General features: G+C 70.3%; 10 protein-coding genes. 7 read left to right on the top strand and 3 right to left on the bottom strand.

Annotated elements, in window-relative coordinates; all coding sequences use genetic code 11:
* Position 1: 1 nt before the first annotated feature.
* Positions 2-937 (top strand): TlpA disulfide reductase family protein, encoded by a 936-nt coding sequence (locus G6O69_RS41830; protein WP_172301809.1) that lies wholly within the window; start codon positions 2-4, stop codon positions 935-937.
* On the opposite strand, the gene G6O69_RS01880 is transcribed toward G6O69_RS41830, so the two are convergent.
* Both G6O69_RS01880 and G6O69_RS01875 read right to left on the bottom strand, forming a co-directional pair.
* Positions 934-2,319 carry a sigma-54 dependent transcriptional regulator gene (locus G6O69_RS01880; protein WP_172301808.1) on the bottom strand — a complete coding sequence of 462 codons (1,386 nt, stop codon included), beginning with the start codon at positions 2,317-2,319 and terminating at the stop codon, positions 934-936. The genes G6O69_RS41830 and G6O69_RS01880 overlap by 4 nt on opposite strands.
* Positions 2,316-3,932 carry a HAMP domain-containing sensor histidine kinase gene (locus tag G6O69_RS01875; RefSeq protein ID WP_176396574.1) on the bottom strand — a complete coding sequence of 539 codons (1,617 nt, stop codon included), beginning with the start codon at positions 3,930-3,932 and terminating at the stop codon, positions 2,316-2,318. The genes G6O69_RS01880 and G6O69_RS01875 overlap by 4 nt, the downstream gene beginning before the upstream one ends.
* Positions 3,933-3,961: 29 nt before the next feature.
* Here G6O69_RS01875 and G6O69_RS01870 point away from each other — a divergent pair, with 29 nt between their 5' ends.
* Both G6O69_RS01870 and G6O69_RS01865 read left to right on the top strand, forming a co-directional pair.
* Positions 3,962-5,020: an efflux RND transporter periplasmic adaptor subunit gene (locus G6O69_RS01870; RefSeq protein WP_172301806.1), complete on the top strand. Its 1,059-nt coding sequence runs from the start codon at positions 3,962-3,964 to the stop codon at positions 5,018-5,020.
* Positions 5,021-5,044: 24 nt separating this feature from the next.
* Positions 5,045-9,850 carry an efflux RND transporter permease subunit gene (locus G6O69_RS01865; RefSeq protein ID WP_176396573.1) on the top strand — a complete coding sequence of 1,602 codons (4,806 nt, stop codon included), beginning with the start codon at positions 5,045-5,047 and terminating at the stop codon, positions 9,848-9,850.
* A gap of 253 nt (positions 9,851-10,103) precedes the next feature.
* Here G6O69_RS01865 and G6O69_RS01860 read toward each other — a convergent pair whose 3' ends face one another.
* Positions 10,104-10,448: a hypothetical protein gene (locus G6O69_RS01860; protein ID WP_172301804.1), complete on the bottom strand. Its 345-nt coding sequence runs from the start codon at positions 10,446-10,448 to the stop codon at positions 10,104-10,106.
* A 115-nt stretch (positions 10,449-10,563) separates the two neighbouring features.
* Here G6O69_RS01860 and G6O69_RS01855 point away from each other — a divergent pair, with 115 nt between their 5' ends.
* The 4 genes from G6O69_RS01855 (at position 10,564) to G6O69_RS01840 (ending at position 14,508) form a co-directional block, all read left to right on the top strand.
* Positions 10,564-13,287, top strand: a complete 2,724-nt coding sequence (locus G6O69_RS01855) for a lanthionine synthetase LanC family protein (protein ID WP_172301803.1) — start codon at positions 10,564-10,566, stop codon at positions 13,285-13,287.
* Between the two features lie 316 nt (positions 13,288-13,603).
* Entirely contained in the window at positions 13,604-13,897 is a 294-nt protein-coding gene (locus G6O69_RS01850; RefSeq protein WP_176396572.1) for a hypothetical protein, read from the top strand.
* A 34-nt stretch (positions 13,898-13,931) separates the two neighbouring features.
* Positions 13,932-14,213 carry a hypothetical protein gene (locus G6O69_RS01845; RefSeq protein WP_172301801.1) on the top strand — a complete coding sequence of 94 codons (282 nt, stop codon included), beginning with the start codon at positions 13,932-13,934 and terminating at the stop codon, positions 14,211-14,213.
* Complete coding sequence (locus tag G6O69_RS01840; RefSeq protein WP_255215678.1) at positions 14,200-14,508, top strand: hypothetical protein; 309 nt, start codon at positions 14,200-14,202, stop codon at positions 14,506-14,508. Before G6O69_RS01845 ends, G6O69_RS01840 begins: the two co-directional genes overlap by 14 nt.
* The last annotated feature ends 74 nt before the right edge of the window (positions 14,509-14,582 follow it).

Here is a 14,582-nt window from a genome sequence, read left to right as displayed (position 1 = left end):
GGTGAGCGCCGACGTGGACGAGTCGCGCCGGGAGACCGGCGAAGAGGCGGCCGGAGGCGAGACCTCCAGCGACGGTGATATTCGCGCGACGATCGACGACGAGGTCTCCGGCGAGCTCGGCTACTTGGGCGATGTGCTCGCGGGCACCGAGCCGGCCGCGTCCGCGGATCAGCCGGTGACCGAGCCTGGCGAAGGCGCCGAGCTCGGGGAGAAGACCGCGAGCGGAGAGCAGCCTCGGGGTGGGGAAGAGCGCGAGCCTGGTGGGGCGGCGGTCGAGCGAGCCGCTGTCGCCGAGGAGGCCCTGGCGGCGGCTCGAGCGGCCATCCCCGCGCCCACGCTCGGCGCCAAGCCCAAGCCCGAGCGCCGGGGCTTCGACGCCCTCACCGCCCTGGCCATGCTCTTCTTCGTCGCCGTGGGCGGGCTGCTGGTGTTCGGCTTCGCCCAGGCCCTGGGCCCCGCGGCCGAGGCCCAGCTCGGCGCCGCCTGCCGCCCGCTCAACCCGGAGCCCCGCGAGGGCGCGGCCCCGACCCTCGACCTCGAGGACCTCGAGGGCAACCCCGTGAGCCTCGCGGACTTCGGCGGCAAGTTCTTGATCGTGAACTTCTGGGCGACGTGGTGCGAGCCCTGCACCCGCGAGTGGCCGGACCTCGATCAGCTGGCCGAGCGCCTCGCGGACCGCGACGACGTCGTCATCGTCGCGGTCGGGGTCGACCAGGACAAGGCCGAGATCGGGCCCTACCTCGAGCGCATGGGCCTGTCCGACACCAAGGTCCGGGTGCTGTGGGCCAAGGGCGCCGCGGCCCACGAGGCCTTCGGCAGCGAGAAGCTACCGGACACCTACTTCGTGGACCGCGAGGGCCAGCTGCAGTCGGTGTTCGTCAACGTCCGCGCGTGGGGCAAGGCCGCGGCCTTCCGCTGCGTCGAGAGCATGATCTAGCGGCCTGCCCCGAGCAGGCCGTACTTCTTGAGCTTGTCGATCAGCGACGCCCGGCTGACCCCCAGGGCCCGGGCCGTCGCCGATTGATTGCCGCCTTGCTCGACGAGCGCGCGGGCGATCACGCCGCGCTCGAAGGCCTCGACCTGCTCGCGCAAACTCAGGCCCTCGTAGGCGCTGGTGTCCCCCGCGTGCTCGCTGCCGGCGGCGTTGGCCGGGCGGGCCGCGCCGCCGATGTGCTCGCGGTAGTCGACGAGGGTCAGCGGGCCGGTGGCCGCGAGCGCGGCCAGGCGGGCGATGGTGTTCTCGAGCTGGCGGACGTTGCCCGGCCAGTCCTCGCCGGCCAGGGCGTCGACGAGCTCGGGGTCGAGGGCGAGGGGGCCGAGGCCGAACTTCTCGCCGTAGCGCCGGGCGAACTCGCTGGCGAGGGCGGGGATGTCTTCTCGGCGCTCGCGCAGCGGGGGGATGACGAGCTCGACCACGGCGAGGCGATAGAAGAGATCCTCGCGGAACTGCCCGGCGCGGACGCTCGCGGCGAGGTCGGCGTTTGTCGTCGCGACGACGCGGACGTCGACGCGCTGGAGCTCGCGGCCGACGGGCTGGATCTCGCCGTCTTGGAGCGCGCGCAGCAAGGTCGCCTGGATGCCCATGGGCATCTCTCCGATCTCGTCGAGGACCAAGGTGCCGCCCTGGGCCTGGCCAAAGAAGCCCTCCTTGGCCGCGGTCGCCCCCGTGAACGCGCCCTTGCCGTGGCCAAAGAGCTCCGACTCGGCGAGCTCGGCCGGGATCGCGGCGCAGTTGAAGCGGACCAGCGGGGCCTTGGCGCGGGGCGAGTAGGCGTGGACGAGCTGGCCGATCAGCTCCTTGCCAGTGCCGGTCTCGCCGCGCACGAGCACGGTCACGTCGCGGGTCGCGACGCGCTCGACCGCGCCGAGCAGGCGACGCATGGCCGGGCTCTCGGCGATCACCGGGCGGCCGATCAGCCGCTCGACCGCGCTGCGCCGGCTGGCCACGCGCAGCCGCCGGGTCTCGAGCGCGCGCTCGATCGTCACGGTCAGCTCGTCGATGTCGAAGGGCTTGGCGAGGTAGTCGTAGGCCCCGGCCTTGAGCGCCTGGACGGCGACGCGCTCGGAGCCGTGGGCGGTCAGCAAGACCACGGGCAGCGAGGGGTCGTGCTCGACGACCTCGACGAGCAGCGCGAGCCCGTCCTTGCCGGGCATGTTGAGGTCGCTGAGGATCGCGTCGGCCTCGTCGAGCTGGGCGAGGGCCTCGTCGGCGGAGGCGACGGCGATCACCCGGTGGCCGCGCTCGCCAAAGAGCTCCGAGAGGGCGAAGCGCACGCCCGGCTCGTCGTCGACGACCAACAAGGTGGCGGGCTCGCTCATGCGCTGTGCTTCTCCTGATCTGGCTGATCTGGCTGATCTGGTCGAGCTGGGGGCGGCTGTCGCAGCGAGCTCGAGCGGAGCAGGGTCGGCGAGCTCGCCAGCGGGGCAGGGCGCTCGGGCAGGCGCACGCTGACCCGAGTCCCGCGGCCGAGCTCGCTGGCAAAGTGGACCTGGCCGCCGTGCTGGGCGACGACGCCGAGCACCAAGACCACGCCGAGGCCGTTGCCGTCGGGGCGGGTGGTGAAAAAGGACGTCCCGAGGCGCTCGAGCTGCTCGGGCGAGAGCCCGCGGCCGCTGTCGGTGATCTCGAGCAGCCCGCCGCCCTCTGGCTGCGGCCGGGCCATGACGCGGATCGAGCCGCCGGGCGGCGTGGCCTCGACGGCGTTGGCCAGCAAGTTGAGCAGCGCCTCCTGGAGGCGCTGCGGGTCCCCGACGATCGGAGCGGCCTGGAGCTCGGTGATCAGCTGGACCCCGGCGTGCTCGGCCCGGCCGGAGATCACCAGGCTGACTCGCCGGGCGAGCTCCGCGAGATCGAAGGTCACGGGCTCGAGGTCCTCGAGCGGACGCGAGAACGAGAGGTACTCGCGCAAGATGACCTCCATTCGCCCGATCTCGCCCTCGACGACGTCGAAGCGCTGCTGGGTGCGGGGATCGTTGGCGCCGCGGGCCATCAGCTGGATCAGGCTCTTGATCGCCGCGAGCGGGTTCTTGAGCTCGTGGGCGACCTTGCCGCCGACGGACTGGAGGCGGCGGCCGTGGGCCTCGGCCTCGGCCACGCGCTCGTCATAGAGCGCGATGATCGCCTCGGTCGCCTGGTCCTGGATGTTTGTGTTGATGCGGATCAGCTCGCCGACGATGAACAGCGCCACGACCAGCGAGAGCACGAGCAGCGCGGCGTAGGGCCAGCCCTCGATGGTCGGGCCGGTGATCTCGGCCGGGAGCAGGCCGACGATGATCACCATGAGCAGCGTCCAGATCCCGTAGCGGACCCCGGACCGCCCGGGGCCGAAGGTGAGGATCGGCTGGACGATGCTCGCGCCGAGCACCGGGAGCAGCGGGCTGTGCAGGCCGCCGGTGAGGGCCAGGCGCGCGCCGGTGTTGATCAGGAAGATCAGCCGGCCGCGGACATAGTCGCGCTCGCTCGGGGGGCGGGCGCGCCTGGCCAGGCCAAAGACGATCGGCATGGCGATCATGAAGGCGAGCGCGAGCAGGCGCGGGAGCTCGACGCCGCCGGCCCACATCAGCAGCAGCTCGAGTGAGCCGAACACGAGCCCGATGACGATGTAGCGCCGGACTTGCTCGGGGTCCGGCCTGTGCAGCAGCTCCCGGCTCATGCGAGCGCGGACCGTTGCGAACTGCGTGCCAGGCGCGGAACCCTCGGGGGCTCGACCATTTTCGGGGTCGGGTCCGGGTTTCGACTCGGAATTGGGCTCGCGCACCGCGTGCAACTGTATAGTCAGCCGACAGCTGGTTGTATGGCTGCCCGACAGGAGCATGAATGCGCGGCCCTGACGGTGGCTGCCGTGGCTGTAGAGCACGGGCAGGCGCGCGTCGGGGTGCTGGCATGTGTCTTGCTCAGCCCCGCTGCGCCCGAGCCATGCCTGGTCTCTCATCATTGCGCAGTCTTGTTCCTTGTCTGGCGGTGCTGCTGGCGCTCGCCACTTCGTGCACGAGCGGGAAGGCCTCCCCCGAGCCCGAGCCCGAGCCCGAGGCGAGCCGCGAGGCGCCCCCCACGGTGCCCGAGTCGGCGGTCCAGACCGCGGCGAAGGTCGAGGTCCCAACCTGGATCGTCACCACGGGTTCGCTGGTCGCCCATGACCGCTCCGAGGTCGTGCCCAACGTGCCCGGCAAGGTCATCGAGGTGCTCGTCGAGCGCGGCGACCACGTCGAGGCCGACGATCCGCTGGTTCGCCTCGATGTCCGCGACGCCAAGATCTCGGCGCGCGAGGCCAAGGCCAACCTCGCGGGCCTCGAGGCCGCGCGCGAGCTCGCCGACAAGACCTGCGCGCGCACGGAGAAGCTCGCGGAGCGCGGGGCCGTGTCGAGCGCGGACGTCGAGCGCGAGACGGCCAACTGTCGCCAGGCAGAAGAGAACGTGCGCGCGGCCAAGGAGCGCGCGCGGGCTGCCGCGAAGTCCGTGACCGACGGGCTGATCCGGGCGCCCTTCGCCGGCACCGTGGGCGAGCGCGCCGTGTCGATCGGCGAGTGGGCCAACCTCGGCACGCCGATCGTGACCCTCGTCGAGGATGGCCCGCTGCGCGCCGAGCTCGAGCTCAGCGAGGCCGCGTCGGTCCACGTCGCGCTCGGCACCAAGGTCGAGGTCAGCCCCGTGGCGCTGCCCGAGCTCGCGCTCGTCGCCGAGGTCACGCGCGTGGCCCCGGACCTCGACCCGAGCTCGCGCACCCGGGTGGTCGAGGTCGAGCTGCCCCCTAACCCCGAGCTGATCGCCGGGATGTTCGTGCGCGCCAAGGTGATCACCGGCAGCCGCGAGCTCGCGGCCGTGCCGCGCACGGCGGTCGTCGAGCGCGGGACCAGCCCGCGGGTGTTCGTCGCGGTCGAGGGCGTCGTCGAAGAGCGCCTGGTCGTGCTCGGTCCCGAGCTCGAGGGCGAGCGCGTGGGCATCGCCCGCGGCCTCGAGCCGGGCGAGATGATCGTCGCCGAAGGGGTCGCCGAGGTGCGCGACGGCCAGGTCATCCATTAACCCGCGCCCGGTGGTTGCAACATCATGCAGTGGCTAGCCAGTCTCTCCGTTCGTCGCGCGGTGTTTGCCGCGGTCATCAACATCGTCGTGATCGTGGTCGGCATCGTCGGCTACATGGGCCTGGGCGTCGACAAGTTCCCGAACATCGACATCCCGACCCTCACGATCACCACCGTCTATCCAGGCGCCTCGCCGAGCGCGGTCGAGACCGACGTGACCGAGACCATCGAGGCGGCGGTCAACGCCGTCGCGGGCCTCGACACGCTGACCTCGACGAGCAGCGAGGGCGTCTCGGTGGTGATCGCCTCGTTCACCCTCGAGACCAGCGTCGACGTGGCGGCCCAGGACATCCGCGACCGCGTCGAGACGGTGCTCGACGAGCTCCCCGACGGGGTCGAGGCGCCCCAGGTCCAGAAGATCGACCCCGACGCCGTGCCGATCCTGACGCTCTCCGTCCAGGGCGACGTGCCGATCGCGGAGCTGACCAAGATCGCTGACGACGACGTCAGGCGCCGGCTCGAGACGATCTCGGGCGTCGGCCAGGTCGACATCATCGGCGGGCGAGAGCGCCGCGTGGAGGTCGAGCTCGACCCGATCCGCATGCGCTCGGCCAAGATCGGCGCGACCGAGGTCCAGATGGCGATCGCCCGGGCCAACGCCGACACCCCAGGCGGCACCCTCGAGTTCGGGGCGACCGCCGAGAACGTGCGCGTGGTCGGGCGGGCGGCCAACGCCGAGCAGATCGGCGCGATCGTGGTCCGTCAGCTCGGCGACCGTCCGGTGTTCTTGCGCGACATCGCCGATGTTCACGACGGGATCGAGGACGCCGAGTCGGCGGCCTACCGCGACGGCGAGTCGACGGTCGCGCTGACCTTGCGCAAGCAGTCCGGCGGCAACACCATCGAGGTCGTCTACGCCGCCCGCGAGGTCGTCGAGGCGCTCGCCAGCGAGCTCCCCCCCGGGGTCTCGCTCGAGATCGTGCGCGACAACTCCGAGTCGACGCGCACGAGCATCGACTCCGTGCTCGAGCACTTGCTCGTCGGCGGCATGCTGGCCGCGCTGATCGTGCTGCTCTTCCTCGGGGATCTGCGCTCGACGATCATCTCGGCGATCTCGATCCCGATCTCGGTGATCGGGACGTTCGCGCTGATGTCCATTCTGGGCTTCACGCTCAACATGATGACCCTGCTCGCGCTCGCGCTCTCGGTCGGCATCGTGATCGACGACGCGATCGTCGTGATCGAGAACATCCATCGCTTCATCCACGAGAAGGGCATGAAGCCGTTCCCGGCGGCGATCGCCGCGACCGAGGAGATCGGCCTGGCGGTGCTCGCGACCAGCCTCTCGCTGATGGCGGTGTTCTTGCCGGTCGCGTTCATGGACGGGATGGTCGGTCGCTTCTTGCTCAGCTTCGGCGTGACCATGGCCTGCGCCATCGCCGTGTCGGTGGTCGTCAGCTTCACGGTCGTGCCGATGCTCTCGGCCCGGCTGCTGCCCCCGGAGGACGCCGCGCACAAGCCGGGCCCGGTCTCGCGCTTCGTCGACGCCTGCTACCGCCCGGTCGAGCGCGCCTACATGGCGATGCTGCGCTTCGCCCTGCGCCGGCGCTGGGTGATCGTGCTCGCCTGCATCGCCTCGATGCTCGCGGTCGGTCCGCTGGCCAAGGCCGCTGGCTTCGGGTTCATGCCCGTCAACGACGACGCGCAGTTCGAGCTCTACGTCGAGGCACCCAGCGACACGACCATCGAGGGCACGGCGCTGATCAGCGAGCGCATCGCCCGGGAGACCCGGAGCATCCCCGGGGTCGCCTACACCCTCGCGACGATCGCCGACAACACCCAAAAGCAGGCCAACGTCGCACGAATCTACGTTCGCCTCGTCGACCCGGCGGAGCGCGAGGTCAGCCAAGAGCAGCTCATGAACCAGGCCCGCGAGCTGCTCGCTGGCAAGGTCCCCGAGGGCGTCACGGTCGCGGTCCAGACCGTGAGCGACTTCGGCAGCGGCCAGACCCAGGGCGTCCAGTTCGCGCTCGTCGGCCCCGACCTCGAGCGCCTCGACGGCTACGCCCGCGAGGCCATCGCCCAGCTCGCCGAGGTCCCTGGCGTGGTCGATCCCCAGGCCAACATCGACCCGCCGATCCCCGAGCTGCGCCTGCGCCCGGACCTCGACCGCGCGGCCGCCCTGGGCGTCTCGCCGGGGGACATCTCGTCGAGCCTGAGCCTGCTCGTTGGCGGCGCCAACGTGTCGAAGTACCTGGCCGAGGACGGCGAGCAGTACGACGTGTTCGTGCGCGCGTCCGAGGACGTCCGCCTCGACGAGAACCTGCTCTCGCTGCTCACCGTGCCCTCGCAGACGGTGGGCCAGGTCCCGCTCTCCGACGTCGTGGACGTCGACCGCGGGCTCGGGCCCTCGGTGATCAACCGGCTCTCGCGCGAGCGCCAGATCACCATCGGCGCCAACGTGGCCCCGGGCGCGGCCCAGGGCGCGATCATCACGGCGCTGCAGGAGATCATCGCCGACCTCGACATGCCAGCGGGCTACAAGGCCGTCCCGCTCGGGCAGACCAAGGAGCTCGAGAAGATGGGCCAGGCCTTCGTGTTGGCCTTCTTGCTCGCCTTCGTGTTCATGTACCTGGTGCTCGCGGCGCAGTTCGACTCGTGGCTGCACCCGCTGACCATCCTGCTCGCGCTGCCGCTGACCTTGCCCTTCGCCTTCGCCTCGGTCGTGCTCTTTGGTCAGCAGCTCAACTTGTTCTCGATCCTCGGGCTGCTCGTGCTCTTTGGCGTGGTCAAGAAGAACTCGATCCTCCAGATCGACCAGGCCAACCAGCTGCGCGAGCAGGGCATGGAGCGGCGCGAGGCGATCTTGACCGCCAACCACCAGCGCCTGCGGCCGATCCTCATGACCACGATCGCCTTCGTGGCCGGCATGCTGCCGATGGTGTTCTCGCACGGCATCGGCTCGGGGCTCTCGCGGGCGATGGCGACGATCGTCGTCGGCGGCCAGACCCTCTCGCTGCTGCTCACGCTGCTGGCGATCCCGGTGATCTATTCGATCTTCGACGACGCGGCGAGGCTGTTCGCGCGCATCGCCGAAAAGCGCGGCACGGCCGTGGACCGCGGGCGCGCCGAGGTCATGCTGCCGATCGTCTTGGCGATGGTCCTGGTCCCGAGCGTGGCCCTGGCGGCGCCGCCCAGCGAGCTTCCAGGCGAAGTCCAAGGCGAGCAGCTCCATGAAGGGCAGGCCGGGGTCGACACCGACGGCTCCGAGCCCTTCCCCGAGCCGGACTACGCGAGCACCGAGGACAGCCTGCCCTTCGCGGCCGAGTCGCTCCAGCTCAGCGAGGTGATCGCGGCCGCGCTGACCGAGAACTACGAGTATCGCGCCCAGCTGATCGAGGTCGAGATCAGCGAGGCCGACATCCTCACCGCGCTCGGGGCCTTCGACGTCACGCTCACGGCGGGCTTTGGGGTCGAGGTCCAAAAGTCCGTGCCGCGCGGCTCGGCCTTCGTGTTCAGCACCGGATCGCGGGAGTTCAGCGGCTACCTCGGGGTCTCGCGCAGGCTCGAGAGCGGCGGGACGATCGCCTTGCGCTTCGACATGAGCCGCACGACGACCGACCAGCCGATCAGCTTCCTCGACCTCTCGCTGGGCTCGGCGCCCCTCGACCAATACCTGATCCGGCCGACGCTGAGCTTCTCGCACCCGCTGCTGCGCGGGGTCGGGGTCAAGGTCAACCGCGCGCCGATCGAGCAGGCCAAGATCGCGCGCTCGATCGCCGAGGCCGAGCAGCTGAGCACGGCCCAGGTGCTCGTCGACGACCTGGTCTCGGCCTACTGGGACACGCTCTACGCCGAGCGCGACCTGGCCAACAAGCGCCGCGCCGTCGAACTCTCGCGCCGCCAGCTCGCCGACACCTCGGCCAAGGTGGAGACCGGTCAGCTCCCGGCGATCGAGGCCCAGGCCGTGGAGCAGGGCCTGGCCCAGCGCGAGGCCGAGGTCATCGTCGCCGAGAACCGCCTGCTCGACGCGGGCCTGCGCTTGCGCACCTCGATGGGTCAGCGCTACGAGCCCGGTCGCCCGCTGGGGGTGATCCCGACCACCGCGCCGGACGAGTTCGCGGTCGAGCCCGTGGACGTCGACGCGACGATCGAGACCGCCATGGCCAACGACCCGCGCGTGCGCCAGCTGCAGCTCGCCGTCGCCAGCCGGCGGATCGACGAGACCGTGGCCGCCCGCGACCGCCTCCCGCAGCTCGACTTCACCGCGAGCTTCTCGCCCCAGGGGCGCAGCGTCGACACCTTCGCCGACGCCCAGGAGGGTACGGCGGCCATCGACGGCAGCTGGGGCGAGGCCTTTGGCAACTTCATCAGCGACGACGTGTCCGAGGACGGGCTGTTCGCCGAGTACACCGTATCCGGCGCCCTCGACTTCAGCTGGGCGATCCAAAACCGGACCGCGCGGGGCAGGCACCAGCGCGCCGCCGCCCAGCTGCGCCTGGCCGAGCAGGACCTCGAGCAGCTGCGCATGAACACGGCCAGCGCGGTGGTCAGCGCGACCAACGAGCTGCGCAGCGCCAGCAAGCGCCTCGAGCTCGGCCATCTCTCGCTCGCCCTCGCCGAGCAGAACCTCGAGCTCGAGCGCGCGCGCTTCGAGCTCGGCCAGGCCACCAATTACGACGTGCTGCTGCGCATCGACGACGTCGCTGACGCCGACACGGCGATTTTGCAGGCCCAGCTGGACTATCTGCGCGCGCGCCTCGAGCTCCAGCGGCTGACCGGCGAGATCCTGCCGGCCTATGGCCTGGACCTCGCCGGCTCCCCCGCTTGAGAGCTGGAACTCTCGGCTCGCAGGTCGAGCCGCGCAGTGTTGCCCCGGAGACCCTGCTGGTTCGCCGAGTGGCGCTTTCGACAGGCTGGTCTACCAGCCCGAGGGCCATGGTCGAAGTCAGCGCTGCTTGGCTCCAACTCCACGCTTGAATCGCTTCACCGCCGAGTTCGAGTACCACCAATGAAAATGGCCGGGTCGAAAACCATCGACCCGGCCAATCCATATACATGGATTGGGATCAAACCCCGACTAATTAGGTACTGAGGATGACGCCCGAGGTGTGGCCACAGCTTGCCCCGCAGGTCGACTCGCACGACTTCGCGCAAGTGTCGAGGCAGCTGCGGTTGCCGCAGGTGTAGCCGCAGCTGTCGTTGCCGCAGGTCGGGTCGCAGCCAAACGCCGTCGTCCCCATGGCCCCAATCACCGCGGCCATCGCCGTGTTGGGGTTGAGCACGGAGAACGAGTCTTTCTCTTCTTGCGTCAGGAATTGCAGCGAGCCTACGGCGGCCTCCGGCTTGAACGCGAGGTTGTGGAAGAACTGGGCGTCGCCCTGAGCGATCGCCGCAATTTGTTGGAGCTTATCCTTTGTGATTGCCATGGTTTTTCAGCCTATTGCATTGGTTATCGTGTCGTCATTCATTTAATCGAATTAAGTGATGAGAAAACACAATGCTCATTGCGATTACCGAATGGGTAGGGTAGGGTGCTCGCCGATGAACGTGATTGTGGCGATGAGTGGCTATGAAGGACCCGACGCTTACGCCGAGCTGGCGCGTCGATTGGGCGCGAGCCCACACCTGCGCGGGCCCTGGGCCGTGGTCAGCAAGACGCCCCGTCGCGCGGGCTGGAAGCTGCACCTGACGAGCACCCCGATCGACGCCCCAGCCCTGCTCGAGCGCGTGTCCCCGGTGCTGCTCGAACGCGGGATTCCGTTCAAATTCGTGCGAGACGCCGACCACCTGCGCCGGCTCAACGACGGCGAGTATGGCCCGCAGCAGGTCGGCAAGGTCGTGACGATCTACCCCGAGTCCGACCGCGTCGGGGCCGAGCTCGCGCGCGAACTCGTCGAGCTGACCGAAGACCTATCCGGCCCCATCGTGCGCACCGACTGGCATGTCGGCGCGATCGTGTACACGCGCTACGGTGGGTTCGAGCCCCATATCCGCGTCGATCGTCTGGGGATCCCGAGGCTCATGCTGCAAACGCCATCGGGAGAGTTCATCGAGGACGAATACACGATCCCGCATCTTCCCCCAAAGTGGGCGGGCGACCCATTCGATGGATTGGCCCGACCCCGGCCCGAGCTGTCTGCGGATATTCGTGGCAATTCTCTATTCGGGCCAGGCTACCTCGTGACCGGGTTGATCCACGCCCGATCTTGGGGGGGAACCTACCTCGCCCTGGATCTGCAATGTCGTGAATCGGCGCGGGTCGTGGTCCTCAAGCAGGGCTATCTCCACCATCGCATCGACGCCCATGGCCGCGACGCACGCGCGCGCCTCGCTCACCAGGCGGCGATCCACCGCGCGCTCGCCCCGAGCGAGCGCGTCCCGGCCGGGGGCGGGTACTTCGAGGTCGAGGGCCACGGCTACTTCGCGGTCGACTTCCTCGACGGACGCTCGATCGAGTCCGTGGCCGAGGAGCTCCTCGCCAGCGGGAGCTGGGCCGCGGCCACGCGCGAGGCACAGCTCCGCGGGCTGTCGATCCTCGCCGACCTCGTCGACGCCGTGGCTGCGGTCCACGCGTGCGGCTACCTCCACCGTGACCTGTCCGCGAACAACATCTGGGTCGGCGAGGACGACCGGGTCAAGCTCCTCGACCTCGAGCTCGCCCACGCCATCGGCTCGGACGAGCCGGCCTATGGCGCCGGGACTCCGGGCTTCATGTCGCCCCAGCAGCAGGCCGGCGAGCAGCCCACGCCCGCGGACGACGTCCACGCCCTCGGCGCGTGCATGGTCCTGACGCTGACGGGGCTGGATCCGCGGCGCCTGGCCACGGACGACCCCGTGGAGATGCGCGCGCGCCTGTGCGCGATGATGGGCTGCGACGAGGGTCCGCTCCTCGACGCGATCGTCGCGGCCCTGCACGCCGACGCCGACGCCCGGCCGACGGTCGCGGCGCTGCGGCGCGTGCTCGCGGACAGCCTCGCGCGCGCCCGCTCGCGGGTGAGCCCGGGGCCGCGAGCGAGCCCAGGGCCGCGGGCGACATCACGGCCACAGGCGCTCATGGACGCGGCCGCGCGCGCGGTCGAGCGCGGCCTCGCCGGGCTCATCGAGGGGGTGGCGATCGATCCAGACACGGGCCTGTGGGCGACCACGGCGATCCAGGGCCGGACGATCCCCGAGCACGCGGCCCAGGCCACGCTCGCCCGCGACGCCAACAAGGGCGTCGCGGGAGGACTCTACGCGATCGCCCGCCTGGCCGAGCTCGGCTTCGAGACCCCGGCGACGAGCGAGCGCGCCCGCCAGGCCGCGACCTGGCTGACCACCGAGCCGCCCGCCGACCCGCTCCCCGGTCTGCACTTTGGCGAGGCCGGGGTCGCCCTGGCGCTGCTCGAGGCTCGCCGCGCGGGGCTGTGGTCGACGCCGGATCTCGAGCCGGTCTTGGCTCGCCTGCGCGGCCCGATCGACTGGCCGGACCTGACCCACGGCGCGGCCGGTCAGGGCCTGGCCTGCGTGGCCGCCGAGCAGCTGGTCGAAGGGCTCGAGCTGAGCGCCCAGCGCGAGGCCGCGGTCGCGTACTTGCTCTCGACCCAGGAGGCAGACGGGTCGTGGCTCATGCCCGAGGGCGTGTCGGGGATGTCGGGCGAGGCGCTGACGGGCTTCGCCCACGGCGCCTCGGGGATCGCCTACTTCCTGCTCGATCACGCCGAGCGCTGCGCTGCCCGAGAAGGCGCGGAGCAGGCCTCCGGCGTCGAGGCTGCGCGCGCGGCCGATCGCGCGTTCGCGTGGCTCGACGGCCTCAGGAGCGAGGCCGGCCACGCCCTCCAGTGGCCCTACGGCAGCGAGCACGCCGAGCCGTGGAAGTGGTGGTGCCACGGCTCGCCCGGGATCGCGCTGGCCTACGCCAAGCTGGCGCGCTCGCGCAAGGACGCGGCCGCGGCCGAGGTCGCTCGCCGAGCCCTGGCGATCCACCCACGCGACGTGCGAGCCGGCAACCTCGGGGTCTGTCACGGCCTCGCGGGGCTCGGTGAGATCTACCTCGAAGCCTGGCGCATGCTCGATGATGAAGAGTGGCTCGACCGCGCGCTGGCGATCGCGGAGCTGCTGACCGCCGTCGGTCATGCGACGCCGAATGGTGGGCTGACCTGGACCGTTGAAAACGCCTACGTGCACACGGCAGACCTGATGGTCGGCTGCTCGGGGATTCTGCACTTCCTCGCACAGGTTGCGAGGCAGACCTACCTCGGGTTTCCGCTGATGCCCCGGGTGGAGTGAGGGCGCGCCACCGGCACCGCGGCCGAGCTTCGCCTGAGTTCTTCGAGCCGCAAACTCGTTCTTGACAGCGAAGGATCCTCCGCTAGGGTTGGGCCCATGCGAGCTTGACAGCCTTGGTTGTCCCTCCCGGAGTCAGGGACAAAGCACGACGAGCGAAGACGATCCGCGCGGATTGATTCGCTGGCTTGGGTCGCTCCTCGTGCAGGTTGTCAGGCACGAACGCTCGCGTTCGGCCATCGGTATGGGGTTTGGGGGTAAGCACCCGAAACCTAGCGGGTTCGACTCCCGTCGAGCGCAGACGCTCACACACTACTGCTTGGTCCGTGAGGACCTGCCCCGTGGGGTTCTGGCCGCGCAGCTGATTCACGCTGCAGGCGAGTCTGCACCGGGAGGTCTGGCCAGCGGGACGATCGCCGTGGCGCTCGCAGCTCGCGACGAGGGCCACCTCGTGGCCCTCGAGCGCGAGCTGCTGCGCCTGGCGATCCCCCACCGAGCGATCCGTGAGCCCGATCCTCCCTGGGACGGCGCGCTGATGGCGATCGGGCTCGAGCCCATTGCCGATCGAAGCCGCGTCCGACCCATGACCGGCAGCTTGAAGCTGCTCCGATGACTCGACCGAATCACCCAATTTCGAGAAAGAAACCATGAATACACGTATCGACATGCACCTCATCCACGCCCAGCGACGAGCCTCGGAGGCCGAGCTGCGCGAACTCAAATCCAAGCTGAGGACCCGCTGGACCGCGCCCATGGGCGCTCGCCAGCGCCGAGCCCTCGTCCTCGCCCGCGAGCTGACGGGGATCTACGCCCTGTTGGCCTGGGCTCGCGGCCGCAGCCACCTCGCCGACAGCGAGCGCTCGCGCGAGCTCGCCGAGGCCCTCGCGCCGCGCTATCGCATCGAGGAGCCGCTTCGTGAGTTGGGCTGATCGAAGCATCGCCCAGCTTCGCGCTGGTCAGGTCACCCGCTGTCGCCCGCATGGCGGCTCGATGCGCGGGCGGATCGAGAGCGGCCAGCTCGTGACCCTCGATCCGCGGATCGAGCCCACGATCGACGACGCTGTCATGTGCCGACTTCGGGGCAATGTCTTGGTCCACCTCGTCAAGGCGGTCCAGGGGCAGGGCAGCAAGCGGCGCTTCCTGATCGCCAACAACCTCGGCAAGATCAACGGCTGGGTCAGCCGCGGGGCCATCTACGGCGTCGTGACCTCGGTCGAAGATTGAGACCTCGCCGAGTGAGTGCCTGCGTACAGCGACGGGGCAGACCCGGTGGCGCGAGCGTCATCTCCTAGGCTGGC

It is taken from the genome of Pseudenhygromyxa sp. WMMC2535, from assembly GCF_011083025.2.
Note: the sequence above shows the minus strand (reverse complement) of the source record. Positions and strands in the feature narration are given on the sequence as shown.